Source organism: Tepidanaerobacter sp. GT38, from assembly GCF_021991635.1.
Taxonomy (GTDB): domain Bacteria; phylum Bacillota; class Thermosediminibacteria; order Thermosediminibacterales; family Tepidanaerobacteraceae; genus DTU063.
Genome location: NZ_JAFFJA010000001.1, coordinates 89,723 through 105,917, shown reverse-complemented (window position 1 = coordinate 105,917; position 16,195 = coordinate 89,723). Strand labels below are relative to the sequence as shown.

The window sequence follows — 16,195 nt, the reverse complement described above, 5'->3', positions numbered from 1 at the left end:
ATACCCTGCCCAGAAAAATCCTGGGCTACCAGCAACCAGCAGAACTCTTTTTCCGGGAAATAAAGCGGCTAACTTCTAAATTCAAAATTCATGATTGAGAAACCCAACATCATTCGGGTTTCCAAAAAATGTGTCGCATTTAATATTGCAATTTAAGATGTTTAATAACAATTACTTTTTTATTATACTTTTATAGACTGATGTGGAGATAAAATGTTATACTTACTTATTACTACAATTTATTTCACTGGTAAAAATAATTTACTCGCAAGGATTAAATTGTTCCCGAGGGGATGTATAGAATAATGTATCTTGCAACATATACCATAGACATAACTGCACTTTTTTACTTGATGGGTTTGCTGCATTCCAGCACTTCTTTAAAACTCAATCGAAAAAAGCCATTTTTGATTGCTATCATCTTCACAATAATTATTATTCTCTCTGAAGCAGGAACTGTATTTGCTGACAATGGAAGCTTAAACCTACGCACCATAAATATTTTATGCAATATCCTAGGATTTGCTCTAACTCCTATCATCCCAATTGCGATGATTTTAATTTTTGATGAAAGAATTTTTATAAGCCACAAACTTCTGCTGGTCCCTACACTTATAAATATAGTTGCTACAGCTCTATCGCCACTATATGGATATATTTTTTATATAGATATTAAAAATCATTATTCAAGAGGAGATTATTTTTTCATCTTCATAATAGTTTACATTATAAATTTTATACTTCTCATTATCAGTACTTTAGAAGCAGGTATATGTGGCATAGTATTGGCAGCATCATCCTTTTTATATAAAAAATAGCTATAAAGTTTTGTTAAAAATGTTATACTAGAATATGGCAACTATTCCTTGCGGGAGAACATGCATAGCGTAAAGCAGAAACTTTTATGGATAGTAAGCCTAAATCAAAAAACTCATAAATCTTTTGATGAAACAGGGAGGAAAAACTAATGGATGAAAACAAAACACTACATAATCTGATGGAGGCTTTTGCCGGAGAATCACAGGCCAACAGAAAGTATTTGGCATATGCCCAAAAGGCCGAAAAAGAAGGAAAGCTCAATGCGGCCAAACTGTTTCGGGCTGCGGCCGATGCAGAAACTTTACATGCCATGAAGCTGCTTGAGGTTGCAGCTAAAATCGGTTCTACTTCGGATAACCTCAAAGACGGCATTGAAGGTGAGACCTATGAATATAAGGAGATGTATCCTGCTTTTGTAAAAGAGGCCGAAGCTGCAGGCAACAAAGCTGCCGTCAGAGCCTTTACTTTTGCCATGAAAGCAGAAGAAGTTCACGCCAAGCTCTATAAAGAAGCGCTAGAAAACCTTGATGAGACGGAAGAAGTATTCTATTATCTCTGTCCCGTATGCGGAAACATTGAAAAAGCCCGGCCGGAAAAATGCAGCATTTGTGGCGTTCCCGGCGAAAAATTTATTAAGTACTAATTGGGTAACCTCTGGAAGGCAAAAAGTTGCAGATGTATTAAAATCATCTGTAACTTTTTTGTTTTACCCGCAATTTTATTTATACTTTTGGCGGCCTTCACAAAATCAAATGTTCTATATTTAAGGTAACCTTTTAGAGGAGTAAGGAAAGTTTTCACAGAGTAATAATATAGATAAAGCATACCAGGAGTTGATGGTATGAAGTTACCAGTCGGTAAAAAATATGATAAGATACTGGGATTTGTATTTCTTCTCCTAATTATTTTATTTATTTTTTTGGCTATGACAAATAAAAGCTTTTTTCACTGGGCCTATGAACGGCATCAGAATCAGCTTAGCTGGTATATACGGCCATTATTTCTAATTCCCTTTTGCTATTTTGCATATAAGAGGAGTTGGGCAGGAGTTATGGGGACCATGTTTATGGTTCTGACTAGTATGTTTTGGTTTCCAAAGCCTGCTGAGGTCAGCAACCAAATTGTTGAATTCCTGGAAATGGAAAAAGAATATCTTACAGGTGAATGGACACTGCCAAAGGTGCTGATAACACTCTTGATACCTGCGTCACTCTCTGCTCTTGCTACTGCTTTCTGGAAACGAAATTTGTGGATCGGAGTAACAGTAATGGTTTTTATAGCATTGGCTAAAATGAGCTGGAGCGTAGCTTTCGGAGGCGAATCAGGGAAAGCGGTATTTGTTCCCGCAATGGTAGGATTAGCAATATGCGTCGCATTGATATATATTGGATTTCGAAAGATGGAAAAGAGATCTAAGTAATAAAGATTTCTACCAAATTGGAGGTTTTCCGGATGAAAATTCCCTTTCCAATTAAAAGTACCATTGATTCGCGCCGCTCGGTGCGTAGCTATAAAATGATTGATGTTAAAGAGGACCTTATGGATGAGGTAAAAGACTATGCAAAATCTATATGTGTTCCATTTGATCACAATGTTGAGGTAAGATTTTTCAAAGCTAATCCCACAAGAGCGCTTTATACAATCATGAAATCCCCGCCGGATAACATGGCATTCCCGAAGGATATCGCCATTTTAAATGGGAACACCCAAACGTCGATATTGGCATATGCGCTTGTCATGTCTGGCTGGGATTAATTGACAAAGGATATACCCCGAAAGTGACTGTTCATGAAGAAGATGAAAGAGCAATTTGGAGGATTTCAGTATAGCTGTGGAGGTCAAATCATGCCTTTACAACGTTATGATAAAGAAAAAATTTTAGATGCTTGTCTGACAGTGTTTGCTAGTCATGGATATGCTAATACCTCTACTTCGATGTTAGCGGAAGCCGCTGGTATATCCAAAGCACTGATATTTCATCATTTTAAGAGCAAGAAAGAATTGTATCTTAGCATTTTGGACAGATGTTTTGAAAAAGGAAGAATCGAAATGGGTTTTGATGCCCTATTTGAAAACCATGATTTTTTTGCTGCAAAGGAAAAATCCAGTATCATCAAATTCCATTACTATAAAAAAAATCCCGATTTGATGAAAATTATAAGAGAAGCTTTTTATGCCACACCTGATGAACTCAAACCAGATATTAAAGATAAGTATGGAAAGTTACTTGTCGAAAATGAGAAACAATGGAAACGCTTATTTGAAAAGGTACCTCTCAGAGAAGGCGTGGACAGGGAACAGGCTTTTAGATTGGTCATGATTACATTAAATTATTTTGATGAGAAATATTTATCCGATGTAGTTAATAAGGATGAATTGGACGAAAAGTACCTCCAAGATTTTCTTGAAGAGAGGAACAGTTTTCTTTCAATGATTCGATTTGGTATTGAAAAACAAGAAAGGAAGCACTGAGATGAATATGGTGAAAAATTTTCACGAATTGACTCCAGAGCTTCAGGCTGCCGCAGGCGGCAAAGGTGGCATGTTGGCAAGAATGTTACAAAGCGGATATCCGGTACCAAAGGGTTTTGTTATTTTGCCGTGGGCTTTTCAAGGGGAAAAGCTAAAGGAAGAAGCTTGGAACGAGATACAGGCTCATCTGAATAAGTTAAGGAAGAATCATTACGGAACACTGTTTGCAGTTAGGTCTTCATCTTTAAATGAGGACTCAGCCCAGGCGTCCTTTGCAGGAGAATTTGAAACGGTTCTCAATGTGGAGACGGATGAAGAAATACAGGAAGCCATTTATACTGTTTTTAAATCAAGACAGTCAGAGAGAGTAAAGGTTTACAGCTCAGTTCAAGGTATAGACCAATCTCAGCAGATAGCAGTAGTTGTTCAATTGATGGTGCCCTCTGAGATTTCGGGAGTACTGTTTACCGCCGATCCCATAACAGGGAGCTTTACAAATATGTTGGGCAATTATGTATATGGATTGGGTGAACAGCTAGTTTCAGGAGAATCAAATGCACAGATTTTTAAACTATCAAGGCCTAATGGAAAATACGAAGGGCATAAAGAACTAAAAAAATATGTCAATAAACTGTATAAATTTGCGGTAAGACTTGAGAAAGAATTAGGAAGACCTCAAGATATCGAATGGGCTGTGGCTAAAAAGAAACTTTATATTCTTCAGGCAAGACCAATAACTACATTGACGTCTGGAAATTTAGATACCTATGAAATAAACGAGACTTTAGAAAGGGATGCTCTTTGGGTAAATACAAATGTAGGTGAGGCAGTTCCCGATGTTGTTACACCATTTACTTGGAGTTTACTAAGGGCTTTGGATATTGAATCCGGATTTGTGCCAGGGTATTGAGCCATATAACAAAGAGGCATGGTGGGTGCTTATTTTATGTGCTAGCAAGGCTGTGCTAGCTTTAACATTGAGTAAAAAACTCAAAAAGCTTGTTGGAACTGAAGATGCCAATGCCCTCTTATCAAACTTAAGGGGAGATTCAGAACTTGCAAGTCTTGGTCCAATATTAGGTATTTCAAAGGTTTTAAAAGGAGAGATGAGCCGAGAAGAGTATTTTTTCAGATATGGTCATCGGAGCCCCCATGAGTTTGAGTTATCAATCCCTGATCCTTCGGAGGATGCACACTGGCTGGAAAGACAGATTAAAGAATTTGAAGAGTTGGATACGAACGTAGATGAACTCCTACAAAAGCAGCGTGCTAAATATGAAGACGCATGGGCCAGATTTGTTGAGTGCTTTCCTAATAAGGTAAAATGGCTTGAGAAGCAGATAACAAAAGCATCAGAAGGTGCTCGCATCAGAGAGGCAGCACGGTCTGAATTTGTTAGGGTATTTAGGATTCTACGAAACTTTGCACTTAAGGCAGGTGAGCTTACAGGAATAGGAGAAGATGTCTTTTTCCTTTATATTGATGAAGTAGAGGATCTGTTATCTGGTAGGGATGAGAAAGTAAAGTATATTCCCGCAAGAAAAGAAAACTATGCTAAATATAAAGAGCTGCCGCCCTTCCCGTCAGTTATTAGAGGACGTTTTAATCCTTTTGAATGGATGAAAGACCCCAATAGAAGAATGGATTATTATGATTCAACAGCACCAATAAATGCAGTGGATTCGGAAATGCTAAAGGGCTTTACAGGGGCAGCGGGAAAAGTAGAAGGAATAGTGCGTATTCTTAACGCCCCTGAAGAAGGTGAAAAGCTGCAACCCGGGGAAATTTTAGTTGCTACAACCACCAATGTAGGTTGGACTCCTCTATTTCCTAAAGCTGCAGCAATAATAACTGACATAGGTGCCCCCTTGTCCCATGCTGCTATAGTTGCAAGAGAACTTGGGATTCCAGCAGTTGTAGGATGCGGTAACGCCACCTTAAGACTTAAGACGGGAGATAAGGTTATGGTGGACGGAGGACAGGGGATTGTGCATATATTGTCTTAACAGATTTACGGGTTAAAAAATAATCTATCCAATAAAGATATACCTTGCAGAATTAATTTGACAAAAAAAATAAAATCGCATGCCCTCGCAATATTTGGGGGTAAACAGCTGCAAAGATAATATTATACAAAAAACCACATTGACCACATCGGTCATTTTAATATATAATATAAATGACCGATGTGGTCAAAAATTTATCGAATACTTAAGAAATGGGGTGACAATTATATATTCAAAATTTCATAGTCTTGAAACTGAAAAGCAAGAACGCATTATTAATGCAGCTTTAAAAGAATTTGCAAGAAACGGTTACGACAAGGCTTCTACAAACGAAATTGTAAAGGAAGCGGAAATATCAAAAGGCTCGCTATTTAACTATTTTAACAATAAAAAGGAACTGTATTTATTTCTGCTTGATTATGTAGCTAATATTATTGAGCAGATCTACGCTGAAGTGGATTGGAATGAGCCAGATTTCTTTGAAAGAATCAGACAACTGGGATTGATTAAATTTAAGGTTTACAAAAAATTTCCGTATGCCTTTAATTTTCTTAAAGCCTTAAGTCATGAAGATGCAGCAGAAGTGAAACCTGCAATTAATAAACTTAAAAAAGACATGGTTGAAAGCGGCTTGGAAAGAGGTTATCAAAACATTGATTGGACAAAATTTCGGGAAGATTTTGATCGTGAAAAAGTGATTAATATAATTAACTGGACCATGTTGGGCTTTGCCGAAGAATACATGAACAGACTTGATTCTATAGAAGATGTTGGTATGGAAATCCTCCATGAAGCGGACGAGTATTTTGAAATTTTGAAACGGTGTTTCTATAAAAAGGGGGAACGATAATAACATGTTTATTGATGTTTCTGATTTGAGGAAGACCTATACAAGTGGAATGATTAAAAATGAAGTTTTGAAGGGTATAGCAATGAAATTAGGAAAAGGTGAAATTGGTGTCATTCTCGGACCATCAGGTTCAGGGAAATCCACTCTAATGAATATTATCGGGGGTGTTGATCGCGGCGATAGCGGTAAAGTTATTGTAGATGGAATTGAAGTAAGCAAATTGAATGATGACCAATTAACCGAATATAGACGTGAGGCTGTGGGATTCGTTTTTCAGTTCTATAACTTAGTTCCTAATCTGACAGTTAGAGAAAATATTGAGGTTGTTTCCAATATCAGCAAATCACCTTTGAACATCGATGAAGTTTTAGCAGAAGTGCAGATGCTTGATAAAAAACACCGTTTTCCCAGGGAACTGAGCGGCGGTGAACAGCAAAGGGTCTCTATTGCCAGAGCCATTGTTAAAAATCCAAAGCTATTGCTCTGTGATGAGCCAACTGGAGCTTTGGATTTCCAGACGTCCCGCAGTATCCTGAAACTTTTGCAGCAGGTGAACAGAAATTTCGGAACAACCATTTTGATGATTACCCATAATACTGCCATTTCAGCTATGGCTAATAGGGTATTTAAGCTTAGAAGCGGAGAAATCGTAGATGAATGGGTAAATCAGGCCCCTATTCCGGCGGAAGGGATTGAGTGGTAATGGTTTTAAACAAGAGACTAATGCGGATTTTGAAAGAGAACAAATTGCGCTATCTTGGCATTCTTGTACTCATTATCCTTGGAAGCTATACTTTTATTGTGGCTGCCGGGCTTTCTCAGAATCTTGCTGTGCTTGTCACAACTTTTACAGAGGATCATGTGCAGGAAGATCTGTCCTTTTCAACAGATAGGCCTATTTCCGATGTAGCAGAATTAGAGAATAAATTTGACGCCCTAATTGAGGAGTACATGAGTTTTGACGCAAAGCTCTCCGATACTCTTACACTAAGGCTCTTAAGTGAGACCAAAAAGGTGAATATTCCCGCTATAATAGAAGGTAGGACACTTTCGAGGCCGGGAGAAATTCTCCTTGATCCAGCCTTTGCCGAGGCTAACGGTTATTCGATAGGGAGTCAAATAAAAGCTCAAGATAAAACCTTCACTGTGGTCGGGTTTGTATCCCTGCCCCACTATATCTATCCGCTGAAGAATGTGAATGATATACTGTATTCGCCTAAGGAATTTGGAGTGGGTGTTATAAACCGTGAGGAATTTTCAGATATAGATAATGCTGCCAGCATCTATTCCGTCAAGTTTAATGACAGAACTCGGAGTCTTAACATGCAGGCGGTAGAATTGCGAAAATATTTACAGGTAAAAGGGTTTACAGTATCCAACTGGATTGACATAATGAACAACAAACGAGCAAGAATAGTTTGGGCATCTATTACAGGTATGAAAACCATGAGTGTACCAGTACCAGCCGCTATGTTTCTTTTGTCTTCCTTAATTATCGGAATCATGTTCTGGCGCATAATCCGCCGGGAATCGGTGATTATAGGGACACTCTATGCCCAAGGTTACCGGCGGCGAGAGTTAATGAGGCACTATATGGCTATTCCACTGGTGCTGGCTTTTGCAGGTGGAATGATAGGAAGTCTGTTTGCACTCCCATCGATAGAGCCAATGGTTATGGCCATGATTTCCTATTATAATGTTCCTGTTCCTGGCATTGAATTAAGCTTTCTAAATGTAATGATCGGAATACTGACACCTATGATATTTTTAGGCCTCAGCAGTTATATGGTTATACGTTCGGAGCTTAAAAAGTCTCCGGCGGAGCTTATGAAGGGTGATAAGCAAAAAGCCAAGGTTAATGCCCTGGAGAGGGCCTTTAAACTTGAAAGATTTAAGTTTAGCACAAAATTCCGGCTGCGTGAGCAGTTTAGAAGCATTTCACGTCTTGTTTTCTTGCTCTTGGGAGTGACTAGTGCTTCTGTCTTAATGCTCTTTGGTTTCACTGTTTTAAATTCTATGAACCATGTATTTAAAACGTCAGATGTATACCTGTTTGAATACGAATACACCTTCAGGGATTTGCAATACGGTGAAGCACCGGATGGGGCAGAGACCTTTAATGCAGGGAAGTTTTATCCTGAAAACAATGAGGAAATTGAGTTTTATATTACCGGCATAGAGCCTGATTCAACCCTTGTGATTCTTAAGGATAATAAGGGGAACGTCATTCCAAACAATCAAACTAATATTACCAAGTCTTTGGCAAATCGATTGGGCATTAAGGCTGGGGACACTGTTACTTTTATAAATAAAGAGGATGGTAAGCCTCACACATTTCATATTGATGCTGTTGCTGAGTCCTACATTGAGCAGTTTATTTATGTGCCAATAGATGAGTTTAACAAAAAAATGGAACTTCCAGAGGATAGCTATATTGGGCTCTTTAGCACAAAAGAGCTTGATATTCCTGACGAAAAGCTGTCAGGAACAAAATCTATGAGTCAGTTGCCTGAGGCTATGGATGAATTTATGGGTCAGATGATTTCAATGGTAGCATTAATGACAATTGTTTCAAGTGTTGTAGCCTTGATTATACTCTATCTTGTCACTTCGTTGGCTATCGAGGAAAATAGAAACACTATATCACTGTTTAAGGTGTTCGGTTACCGACGTGGGGAAATTAGGTCTTTGATTTTAAACAGCTCCACCTTTGTCGTTGTGACAGGATTTTTAATAGGTATCCCAGTTGCGGTGGCATCAATGGGTTCACTGTATGGTTATCTGGGTAATCTGATTAACCTAGTGCTTCCTCCTATTGTCAGCCCAATTTATGTTATTATATCCTTTGCAGCTATAATGCTGACTTATCAGCTCAGTAAATGTATGTGTGCAAAGAACATAGATACAGTTTCCATGAGCGAAGCTCTAAAGGCAGGAACGGAATGATGAGACAATTGATGAGGTTAAGGACTTCATTGAACAAGATAAAATTGAAGCCGATATGTATGATCGGTTTAAAGATTATTACAGCTATGTTTTTTTATATTCCATAGAAAAAGTAGTATGGCCATCAATGATAGATGAAGGAGACCAAAAAGATGACATCTGAAAACTTCACACCAACAAGTGATCAAGAGCTGCAAAAGAAGACGGTTGGTGAACTTAAACTCCACAATGGGCCCATTACTCTTGTGGAATATGATCCCAGTTGGCCCGAATTGTTTGAACGGGAAGCAAAGCGGATTCGTGAGGTGCTTGGCAGCAAAGCGCTACAGATTGAACATGTTGGCTCAACATCGGTGCCTGGGCTTTGCGCAAAACCCATAATTGATATTTTGTTAGTTGTAAAGGATTCTGCAGATGAGCTTTCCTATGTTTCAGCCTTGGAGGCTGCAGGCTATAGGCTGCGAATTCGAGAGCCCGAGTGGTTTGAACATCGCATGTTTAAAGGACCTGACACTGACATTAACCTACATGTATTCAGTGAGGGAGCCTCCGAAATAGAAAAAATGTTCCGCTTTCGAGATTGGCTGCGCTTAAATGAAAGTGATCGTGAAAAATATGCACGAGTCAAGCGGGAGTTAGCAAAGAAAAAGTGGAGGCACGTTCAGCACTATGCTGACGCTAAAACATCAATAGTTCAGGAAATCATGGAACTGGCGACAGCAAAAAAATAAAAGATTACTTGGGAGGAAGTTTTATGGGAATAGAAAGAGTAAGACAATATTTTAGCAAATGGAATATGGAAGATAGGATACAGGAATTTGACGTATCCAGCACAACGGTCAAGCTGGCAGCAAAAGCCCTCAATTGTGAGCCGGAGCGGATTGCAAAGACATTGGCTTTCAAGGTGGATGAAAAGCCCGTCCTTATCGTAACTGCAGGGGATGTAAAGATAGACAACAAAAAGTATAAGCAAAAATTTGGCGCAAAGGCAAAAATGCTTTCACCGGAAGAAGTGCGGGAACTGATAGGCTATGAAGTTGGGGGAGTTTGTCCCTTCGGGGTAAGTGAAGATGTAGCTGTCTACCTTGACGAATCACTGAAACGATTTGAAACAGTATTTCCGGCCTGCGGAAACGGCAACAGTGCCATCGAACTTACCATCCCCGAACTTGAAAAGTATTCAGGATACCTCGAATGGATTGACGTGTGTAATTACCCCGCAGGCTAGCCTCCTGCCCGCATTGCCCGCAGGCTGAGTGCGGTAGTCGTCCGGATTTTCGTGAATTATGACTGCCTTTCCGATTACATCATGAGGTGTGAAGGCATTGGTGAAAAAGCACATCCTGGCATAGCCGTCATTTGAAAACAGCACGGGCAAATCACCTGCATGGTTACCGTGGGGCTGATTTGTAGGGTTCCAGTGGCCCCCTGCTCCTTGAAAGGGAGTTTCCGGATCACCCACCTCGCAGCTTCCAAATTCATGTATATGAAAACCATGGGGCCCTATGGGATTTTGTCCATCAGTAGACCGTTTATACGGAGGCAAGCCCTTTACCTCAACACATACCCATGTGCCGCCATGAACTTTGTAAAAAGTTACAATACCCTGTATTTGTGGTCTAAGGGGACCTCCTCTAATGTATGCAATTGCTGCAGGATTTGCGAGTGGTATATAAACCTTGTGTCCTACTTTAAGACAGTTGGGGTCAAGTCCGGGGTTGGCTTTCGAGATGGCTTCTACTGTTGTGTTGTAATGTTTTGCTAATGTATAGAATGTATCTCCGGGTGCAATTTCATGGACGATGGTCTGTGATGTAAAATCTGCTGGCATGGTGGTCACCTCTGTAATGTGTTATGTCATTAAATATTATATAAAGCCATATCTGAAAATGTTCACTTCAGCATCTTTGATTGATACCTCCAGAGTGACAGTCCTGATTGATTAAAATCAGATTATCTACTTGGAGGTCTTTTTTTATCGTCTGATGTGAGTTGACTCGGATGGAAAAATGGGATATACTAAATTAGTAGATTAGTAAATTAGTAATTTAGTAAATACACAGGAGGTAAAAATGAAGATACCTACAAATTTAAAGCATAAACCTGTAATCGTCTGTGAAAACTACGAAAACATCGACGGGCGAAATGCTTACAAATCGGACGCCAAAGGACTGTCTCTTGGCCTTGCTCAGTGGAATGACAGGGGGAAGGTGGATATCTCTGCCAAAGTGTGGCGCCACACAGGAGAAAAATGGTCCCGCCAGTCTGAAGAATTGCCACTGCACCGGGTATTAGATTTGGCTATTTTCGTCTGCAGAAGTTATTTATACTTCCAGGAAGCATACCGTTATCCTAAACTCTATGATCCGGAAAAGCCGAGGATTGATAGGATTGGCCTTCAAGGTGATGCCATGACAGTGGAGGTATGCACAGACAACCCCATGATTGACGAGGATATAAAATTATTTCAGCAAGCATTAAGTGAAGACGGAGAGCTTATTGGAGAAAGACTTCGAGTATTGTCAAGGCTGCTAAAAGAAGCCGGATACTGAGAATAGAGGAGATAAAAAATGGCGGATAAGATCGATAAGAAAAGGCGAAAGGAGCTTCTTGAGCAGTATAAGGAGCTCAAGACTTATATGGGAATCTATCAAATAAAGAACAACGTCAATGGAAAAGTATTTATAGACAGCTGCTCAAATTTAAAAAACAGATGGCTTACTTTGAAAATGCATCTTGACATGAGAAGGCATCCCAACGCAGAATTGCAGAAAGACTGGAATACATTTGGACCGGAGGCCTTCTCCTACGAAGTCTTGGAGCAAAAGGAAGCGGATAAAGTAGAAGACATCCGATGGGAACTTAAGAAAATGAAGAAAAAGTGGCTTGAAAAGCTTCAGCCCTATGAAGATAGAGGATACAACAAGCCCCTCAGGGAATAAAGATATAAAATGCGCAGTAAGAAGTCAAACTGGATGGTAAGTATTTTGCTTATTGTCCAGTTTTTTCTTTTTATAATTTTTAACTCATACTGTAATATTTTTTTGTAAACTGATAGATTTTCTGTTTCCAACGTGAAGTAATAAGTAGAAGGATAAAAGGCCTAAACATAGCGAATATATCAGAAAGGAAGGTGATGCCCATTGCAAATTACTGAAGATAATTTTATTGAAGAACTGAAAAAGGGAAACGAAAAAGCTCTTGAATACGTTATCGACAACTATGGATGGATACTAAAAACGGTTATTAAAAAGCATCTTCGCTATCTTCCGGATTATTACGAAGAGTGTTTGAACGACTGCCTGATGAGTATATGGACAAACATCGGCTACTACGATTCCCAAAAGTCCAGCTTTAAAAATTGGGTGGGAGGAGTTGCAAAGTACAAGTCAATTAATTATGTGCGAAAATACTTAAGGGATTTAGAAAAGGAAAACATTGAAGACATTGCAGTTTCTGCGGAGGATAATGCGCTGAAAGCAGTTTTATCGAAAGAAATCAGCCAGGAAACTGAGAGGATGCTTAAGTGTTTGTCTGAAGAAGACAGGAAAATCTTTATGAAGCTGTACTTCGAAGATAAGAGTATGGATGAGATATCCTGCGATACCGGCCTTGCCAAACCGGTGCTTTACAATAGACTTTCCAGGGGGAAGAAAAAAATGCGGAAGGTTTTTGAGTTAAAAGGAGGATTGGGTCAATGAAGGATTGCAACAATGTGTATGAACTGTTGAATTACATGGAATTTGACCTAGGAGACTATGATAAAGAAACGCTAAGTGATCTCGAAAAGCAGAGGTTAAAGAAGAGCTTTGGAAAAAATAAAAGGCAAAGGATTTTGAAAAAGTTCGGTGCCATAGCTGCTATTTTTCTTTTGACAATTGGGCTTTTGAGCCAGACAAATTTGGGAAAGAGCGTGTATGCTGCCGTGCAGTTAAAAGTTGCGGAGATATCATATTCTATTGGTAAATCCATGGGCATAGAAAGAGATATTGAACCTTATGCAAATGTGGTAAATCAGATTGTAGAGGACAACGGAATAGAAGTGAAATTAGATAGTGTCATCATAGATAAGGATGAGTTGAGCTTTTCTGCAATTGTCAATACAAATAAACCTGTTGACATAGTCAGATTTGACTACGATATTTTCATAAACGGAAAGAAACTGACAAATTACGGTGCTGGCGGCCGGGCAGGGGAGATTGACGATTCCGGCAGCTTGTTTTTCATGGCATATGCCGTTGACGTCAAGGGAATTAATTTAAACGAGAATATAGACGTAAAAATAGTGTTAAAAGATGTAAGATTAATTACGGGGACTTCAGAGGAAAAGAGAAAAGGGAAATGGCAATTTGAATTTACGGCAAACGGCAGCGAGTTAATGGCCACTTCTCAATCAATCCCAATAGATTATTCATTTAATATAGATAATCAAATATATACATTGGAGGAATTCAGGTTTAATCCTGTCAACCAAAAGATTTTTGGAAAGGTAAAGGGTGCCTTTGAGGCAGGATATGATATTTACTTAAAAGGCAGTGACAGCCAAGGCAACGAAGTGGCATTTTATTTAGCCAGTGTGTCGGGTGAAGACATAGTATTTAAGTATTCCAATATCTACGGCGATTTAGCAGATGAGATTACATCAATCACCCTTACACCCTATGCTGCAAAATTTCCTGAAAAGAGCGGAAAGATGAGTGATGATTACAGACAAGTAGGTGAAGAGTTTACCATATATTTGAAGAAGTAAATTGGCGCTAGTTTTAGCAAAAACTTTGCCCGGCACGGGAATTTATGCCGGGCAAAATATTTCATTCTTCCCTCTCTCAACAGCAAAGTAAAAATAGAAAAAAAGGCGTCCATTAAAAAACTTCCATTCCTTATAATTCTAAAAAAGATTATACTATATATAAAGTTAAGTCAAAAGCCTAAACGTAAATTTTTGGCAACATTACAAGATAACTCTCAAGCTCTTGTATTTTTTAATATGTTACTCTTGATACGTTAGAGAGTACAAAATCATGCTTAAGATCCAAGAATAGTGTGCTTGGAATATCCAAAAAAGAAAAGTAAAATAGGAGAGGGTGTTTAGGAAGGTGGAATTGAGATAGAGTTATGGGAGAAAAATTGAAAAAAATCTATAAAGCCCTAAATATTATTTCAAATAACAGCCACTTATTTAAATGCCCGGTATGTGGAAGCAAGATGAGTATTCTTGATTCCCCTACTTTAGCCTGTGACAACAAACACAGCTTCGATCTGGCCAGACAGGGCTATATAAACATGCTGCTGAAATCAAATAAGACTAAATACGATAGAGACATGCTGAAATCGAGAAGCATTATCGCAAAAAGTGGCTTTTTTGACCCCATGCTACAAGAAATATGCGATTTAATCGTAAAGAAAGCTGGGTTTGAAAACACTCAAGCTAAATTTATTCTCGATGCCGGTTGTGGGGGAGGCTCCCACCTTTCGAGAATCTTGACGACCCTAAAAGCAGAATCGGATATAAGCCTGCAAGGTGTCGGCATCGATATTTCTAAGGGAGGAATTAGCATTGCAGCCAGAGATTACGAGGGTATTATTTGGTGTGTGGCAGATCTGGCTAATTTGCCTTTTAATGATAAACAATTTAACGTAGTACTTAATATCCTTTCACCGGCCAGTTATACTGAGTTTAGCAGGATATTAAAAGATAGTGGTATCCTTATTAAAGTTGTGCCGGGAAAGGATTATCTTATCCAATTGCGCAATATATTTTATGATAGAACAGATAAAAAGTCTTATTCAAATGAACAGGTAATACACCTATTTACCCAGAACTTTAATATGATAGAACATAAAATGTGCTCATACAATGTGGCCTTAAATGAAATTAGTTTAAGACATCTTCTGAACATGACCCCACTTACTTGGAATGTTGAAAAGGAGAAATTAGAAAAGGCAATTGAGATGGGAATACGAGAGGTAACGGCGGACTTCCATATTATTATTGGCAAAAAATTTTAAGGGAAGCGAAAGTAAATTATGATTTAAAAGGGGAGCTGTATGTGAAAACCCGTGTAAAAAGCATACATAAAAATTTTACAATAGTGGATGCTCACCTGGATTTGCTATATGATATCGAAAGAAAGAGAAAAATGGGCCAACAAAAGGTCATAGAGAGGGAGTATCTTGAGGAATTTACTGAGGGCGGTATTAATATCATAGTTTCATCAATATACATTGACGGAGAATTCTTGCCGGAACTTGCCTTGAGAAAAGCCTTAGATCAAATAAGTGCCTTTTATTCAGAACTAGAAGAATCAGCGGATAAAATAATATTTGTAAAAAACCTTACCGATATAGATAAAGCCATAAAAGAAGATAAAATAGGCATTTTACTGTCCTTTGAAGGTGTGGAGCCCCTGATAAACGACATTAATTTACTGAGAATATTTTATGAACTTGGAGTAAGGGGAGTAGGGCTAACCTGGTCACGGCGCAATTTTGCTGCTGACGGCTGCAGCTTTAGCCGTGTCAAGGGCAAGGAAAATGGACTTTCTGAATTCGGCATGCAAGTAGTAAAAGAGGCACAGAAGCTGGGCATGTTTATAGATGTGAGCCATATAAACGATGCAGGCTTTTGGGATGTTATGGAAATAACCACGCAACCGGTTATCGCTTCTCACTCTAACTGCAGGGCTTTAAATGGCATAATGAGAAATTTAACAGATGATCAAATAAGGGCCCTCGCGAAAACCGGCGGAGTCATTGGAATAAATGCTGTAAGCAAAATAGTGGCAGAGCACCATGCTGATATAAAGGCACTAGCCGATCATGTGGACCACCTGCGGGAAGTGGCGGGAATTGAGCATATAGGTCTGGGTTTTGATCTTTGTGATAAAATATTTGCGCGACAACATTCAGGTAAAGACACAAAACAAGTTAGAGCATATGATGTAATAGAAGGCCATAAAAACATCTACCAGCTAACAGAAGAATTGATTAAGAGGGGATATACCGATGACGAACTCCGGCTAATTTATGGCGAAAACTTTTTAAGAGTATATAAAAATATACTAAAGTGAATCCAAAACTAAATTTTGTTCAAAATCTATCT

17 protein-coding genes and 1 pseudogene are annotated in these 16,195 nt (G+C 38.8%); 17 read left to right on the top strand and 1 reads right to left on the bottom strand.

What is annotated here, in order from left to right; genetic code table 11:
* Positions 1-305 precede the first annotated feature (305 nt).
* The 11 genes and pseudogenes from JT739_RS00525 to JT739_RS00470 all read left to right on the top strand — a co-directional run bounded on the left by JT739_RS00525 (position 306) and on the right by JT739_RS00470 (position 10,321).
* The gene (locus JT739_RS00525; RefSeq protein WP_237659155.1) at positions 306-818 is read left to right on the top strand and encodes a hypothetical protein; all 513 of its coding nucleotides are present in this window, start codon (positions 306-308) and stop codon (positions 816-818) included.
* 149 nt (positions 819-967) lie between these two features.
* Entirely contained in the window at positions 968-1,462 is a 495-nt protein-coding gene (locus tag JT739_RS00520; RefSeq protein ID WP_237659154.1) for a rubrerythrin family protein, read from the top strand.
* Positions 1,463-1,660: 198 nt separating this feature from the next.
* Entirely contained in the window at positions 1,661-2,239 is a 579-nt protein-coding gene (locus JT739_RS00515; protein ID WP_237659153.1) for a hypothetical protein, read from the top strand.
* A 32-nt stretch (positions 2,240-2,271) separates the two neighbouring features.
* Positions 2,272-2,574: a hypothetical protein gene (locus JT739_RS00510; RefSeq protein ID WP_237659152.1), complete on the top strand. Its 303-nt coding sequence runs from the start codon at positions 2,272-2,274 to the stop codon at positions 2,572-2,574.
* 33 nt (positions 2,575-2,607) lie between these two features.
* Positions 2,608-3,291 carry a TetR/AcrR family transcriptional regulator gene (locus tag JT739_RS00505; protein ID WP_237659151.1) on the top strand — a complete coding sequence of 228 codons (684 nt, stop codon included), beginning with the start codon at positions 2,608-2,610 and terminating at the stop codon, positions 3,289-3,291.
* Position 3,292: 1 nt separating this feature from the next.
* Positions 3,293-5,297: pseudogene (locus JT739_RS12810) on the top strand (PEP/pyruvate-binding domain-containing protein).
* A 217-nt stretch (positions 5,298-5,514) separates the two neighbouring features.
* Entirely contained in the window at positions 5,515-6,147 is a 633-nt protein-coding gene (locus tag JT739_RS00490; protein ID WP_237659148.1) for a TetR/AcrR family transcriptional regulator, read from the top strand.
* A 4-nt stretch (positions 6,148-6,151) separates the two neighbouring features.
* A complete protein-coding gene (locus tag JT739_RS00485; protein ID WP_237659147.1) occupies positions 6,152-6,850 on the top strand; it encodes an ABC transporter ATP-binding protein in 699 nt (232 codons plus the stop codon).
* Positions 6,850-9,093: an FtsX-like permease family protein gene (locus JT739_RS00480; protein WP_370642533.1), complete on the top strand. Its 2,244-nt coding sequence runs from the start codon at positions 6,850-6,852 to the stop codon at positions 9,091-9,093. Before JT739_RS00485 ends, JT739_RS00480 begins: the two co-directional genes overlap by 1 nt.
* Positions 9,094-9,245: 152 nt before the next feature.
* Positions 9,246-9,824, top strand: a complete 579-nt coding sequence (locus JT739_RS00475) for a GrpB family protein (RefSeq protein WP_237659145.1) — start codon at positions 9,246-9,248, stop codon at positions 9,822-9,824.
* A gap of 23 nt (positions 9,825-9,847) precedes the next feature.
* Positions 9,848-10,321 (top strand): YbaK/EbsC family protein, encoded by a 474-nt coding sequence (locus tag JT739_RS00470; RefSeq protein ID WP_237659144.1) that lies wholly within the window; start codon positions 9,848-9,850, stop codon positions 10,319-10,321.
* On the opposite strand, the gene JT739_RS00465 is transcribed toward JT739_RS00470, so the two are convergent.
* Complete coding sequence (locus JT739_RS00465) at positions 10,274-10,924, bottom strand: superoxide dismutase family protein (RefSeq protein WP_237659143.1); 651 nt, start codon at positions 10,922-10,924, stop codon at positions 10,274-10,276. The genes JT739_RS00470 and JT739_RS00465 overlap by 48 nt on opposite strands.
* 241 nt (positions 10,925-11,165) lie before the next feature.
* Here JT739_RS00465 and JT739_RS00460 point away from each other — a divergent pair, with 241 nt between their 5' ends.
* The 6 genes from JT739_RS00460 to JT739_RS00435 all read left to right on the top strand — a co-directional run bounded on the left by JT739_RS00460 (position 11,166) and on the right by JT739_RS00435 (position 16,163).
* Positions 11,166-11,645 (top strand): DUF6530 family protein, encoded by a 480-nt coding sequence (locus JT739_RS00460; RefSeq protein WP_237659142.1) that lies wholly within the window; start codon positions 11,166-11,168, stop codon positions 11,643-11,645.
* A gap of 30 nt (positions 11,646-11,675) precedes the next feature.
* Positions 11,676-12,035: a GIY-YIG nuclease family protein gene (locus JT739_RS00455; RefSeq protein WP_370642532.1), complete on the top strand. Its 360-nt coding sequence runs from the start codon at positions 11,676-11,678 to the stop codon at positions 12,033-12,035.
* 201 nt (positions 12,036-12,236) lie between these two features.
* On the top strand, positions 12,237-12,794 hold the full coding sequence (locus tag JT739_RS00450; RefSeq protein ID WP_237659140.1) for a sigma-70 family RNA polymerase sigma factor: 558 nt from the start codon (positions 12,237-12,239) through the stop codon (positions 12,792-12,794).
* Entirely contained in the window at positions 12,791-13,843 is a 1,053-nt protein-coding gene (locus JT739_RS00445; protein ID WP_237659139.1) for a DUF4179 domain-containing protein, read from the top strand. The genes JT739_RS00450 and JT739_RS00445 overlap by 4 nt, the downstream gene beginning before the upstream one ends.
* A 365-nt stretch (positions 13,844-14,208) precedes the next feature.
* The gene (locus JT739_RS00440; RefSeq protein WP_370642529.1) at positions 14,209-15,102 is read left to right on the top strand and encodes a putative RNA methyltransferase; all 894 of its coding nucleotides are present in this window, start codon (positions 14,209-14,211) and stop codon (positions 15,100-15,102) included.
* Positions 15,103-15,143: 41 nt separating this feature from the next.
* Positions 15,144-16,163, top strand: a complete 1,020-nt coding sequence (locus JT739_RS00435; protein WP_237659137.1) for a dipeptidase — start codon at positions 15,144-15,146, stop codon at positions 16,161-16,163.
* Positions 16,164-16,195: the final 32 nt, after the last annotated feature.

Coding starts and splice junctions, on each gene's coding strand:
- JT739_RS00525 (WP_237659155.1), top strand. CDS start 306: ATGTATCTTGCAACATATACCATAGACATAACTGCACTTTTTTACTTG.
- JT739_RS00520 (WP_237659154.1), top strand. CDS start 968: ATGGATGAAAACAAAACACTACATAATCTGATGGAGGCTTTTGCCGGA.
- JT739_RS00515 (WP_237659153.1), top strand. CDS start 1,661: ATGAAGTTACCAGTCGGTAAAAAATATGATAAGATACTGGGATTTGTA.
- JT739_RS00510 (WP_237659152.1), top strand. CDS start 2,272: ATGAAAATTCCCTTTCCAATTAAAAGTACCATTGATTCGCGCCGCTCG.
- JT739_RS00505 (WP_237659151.1), top strand. CDS start 2,608: ATGAAGAAGATGAAAGAGCAATTTGGAGGATTTCAGTATAGCTGTGGA.
- JT739_RS00485 (WP_237659147.1), top strand. CDS start 6,152: ATGTTTATTGATGTTTCTGATTTGAGGAAGACCTATACAAGTGGAATG.
- JT739_RS00480 (WP_370642533.1), top strand. CDS start 6,850: ATGGTTTTAAACAAGAGACTAATGCGGATTTTGAAAGAGAACAAATTG.
- JT739_RS00475 (WP_237659145.1), top strand. CDS start 9,246: ATGACATCTGAAAACTTCACACCAACAAGTGATCAAGAGCTGCAAAAG.
- JT739_RS00470 (WP_237659144.1), top strand. CDS start 9,848: ATGGGAATAGAAAGAGTAAGACAATATTTTAGCAAATGGAATATGGAA.
- JT739_RS00465 (WP_237659143.1), bottom strand. CDS start 10,924: ATGCCAGCAGATTTTACATCACAGACCATCGTCCATGAAATTGCACCC.
- JT739_RS00460 (WP_237659142.1), top strand. CDS start 11,166: ATGAAGATACCTACAAATTTAAAGCATAAACCTGTAATCGTCTGTGAA.
- JT739_RS00445 (WP_237659139.1), top strand. CDS start 12,791: ATGAAGGATTGCAACAATGTGTATGAACTGTTGAATTACATGGAATTT.
- JT739_RS00440 (WP_370642529.1), top strand. CDS start 14,209: ATGGGAGAAAAATTGAAAAAAATCTATAAAGCCCTAAATATTATTTCA.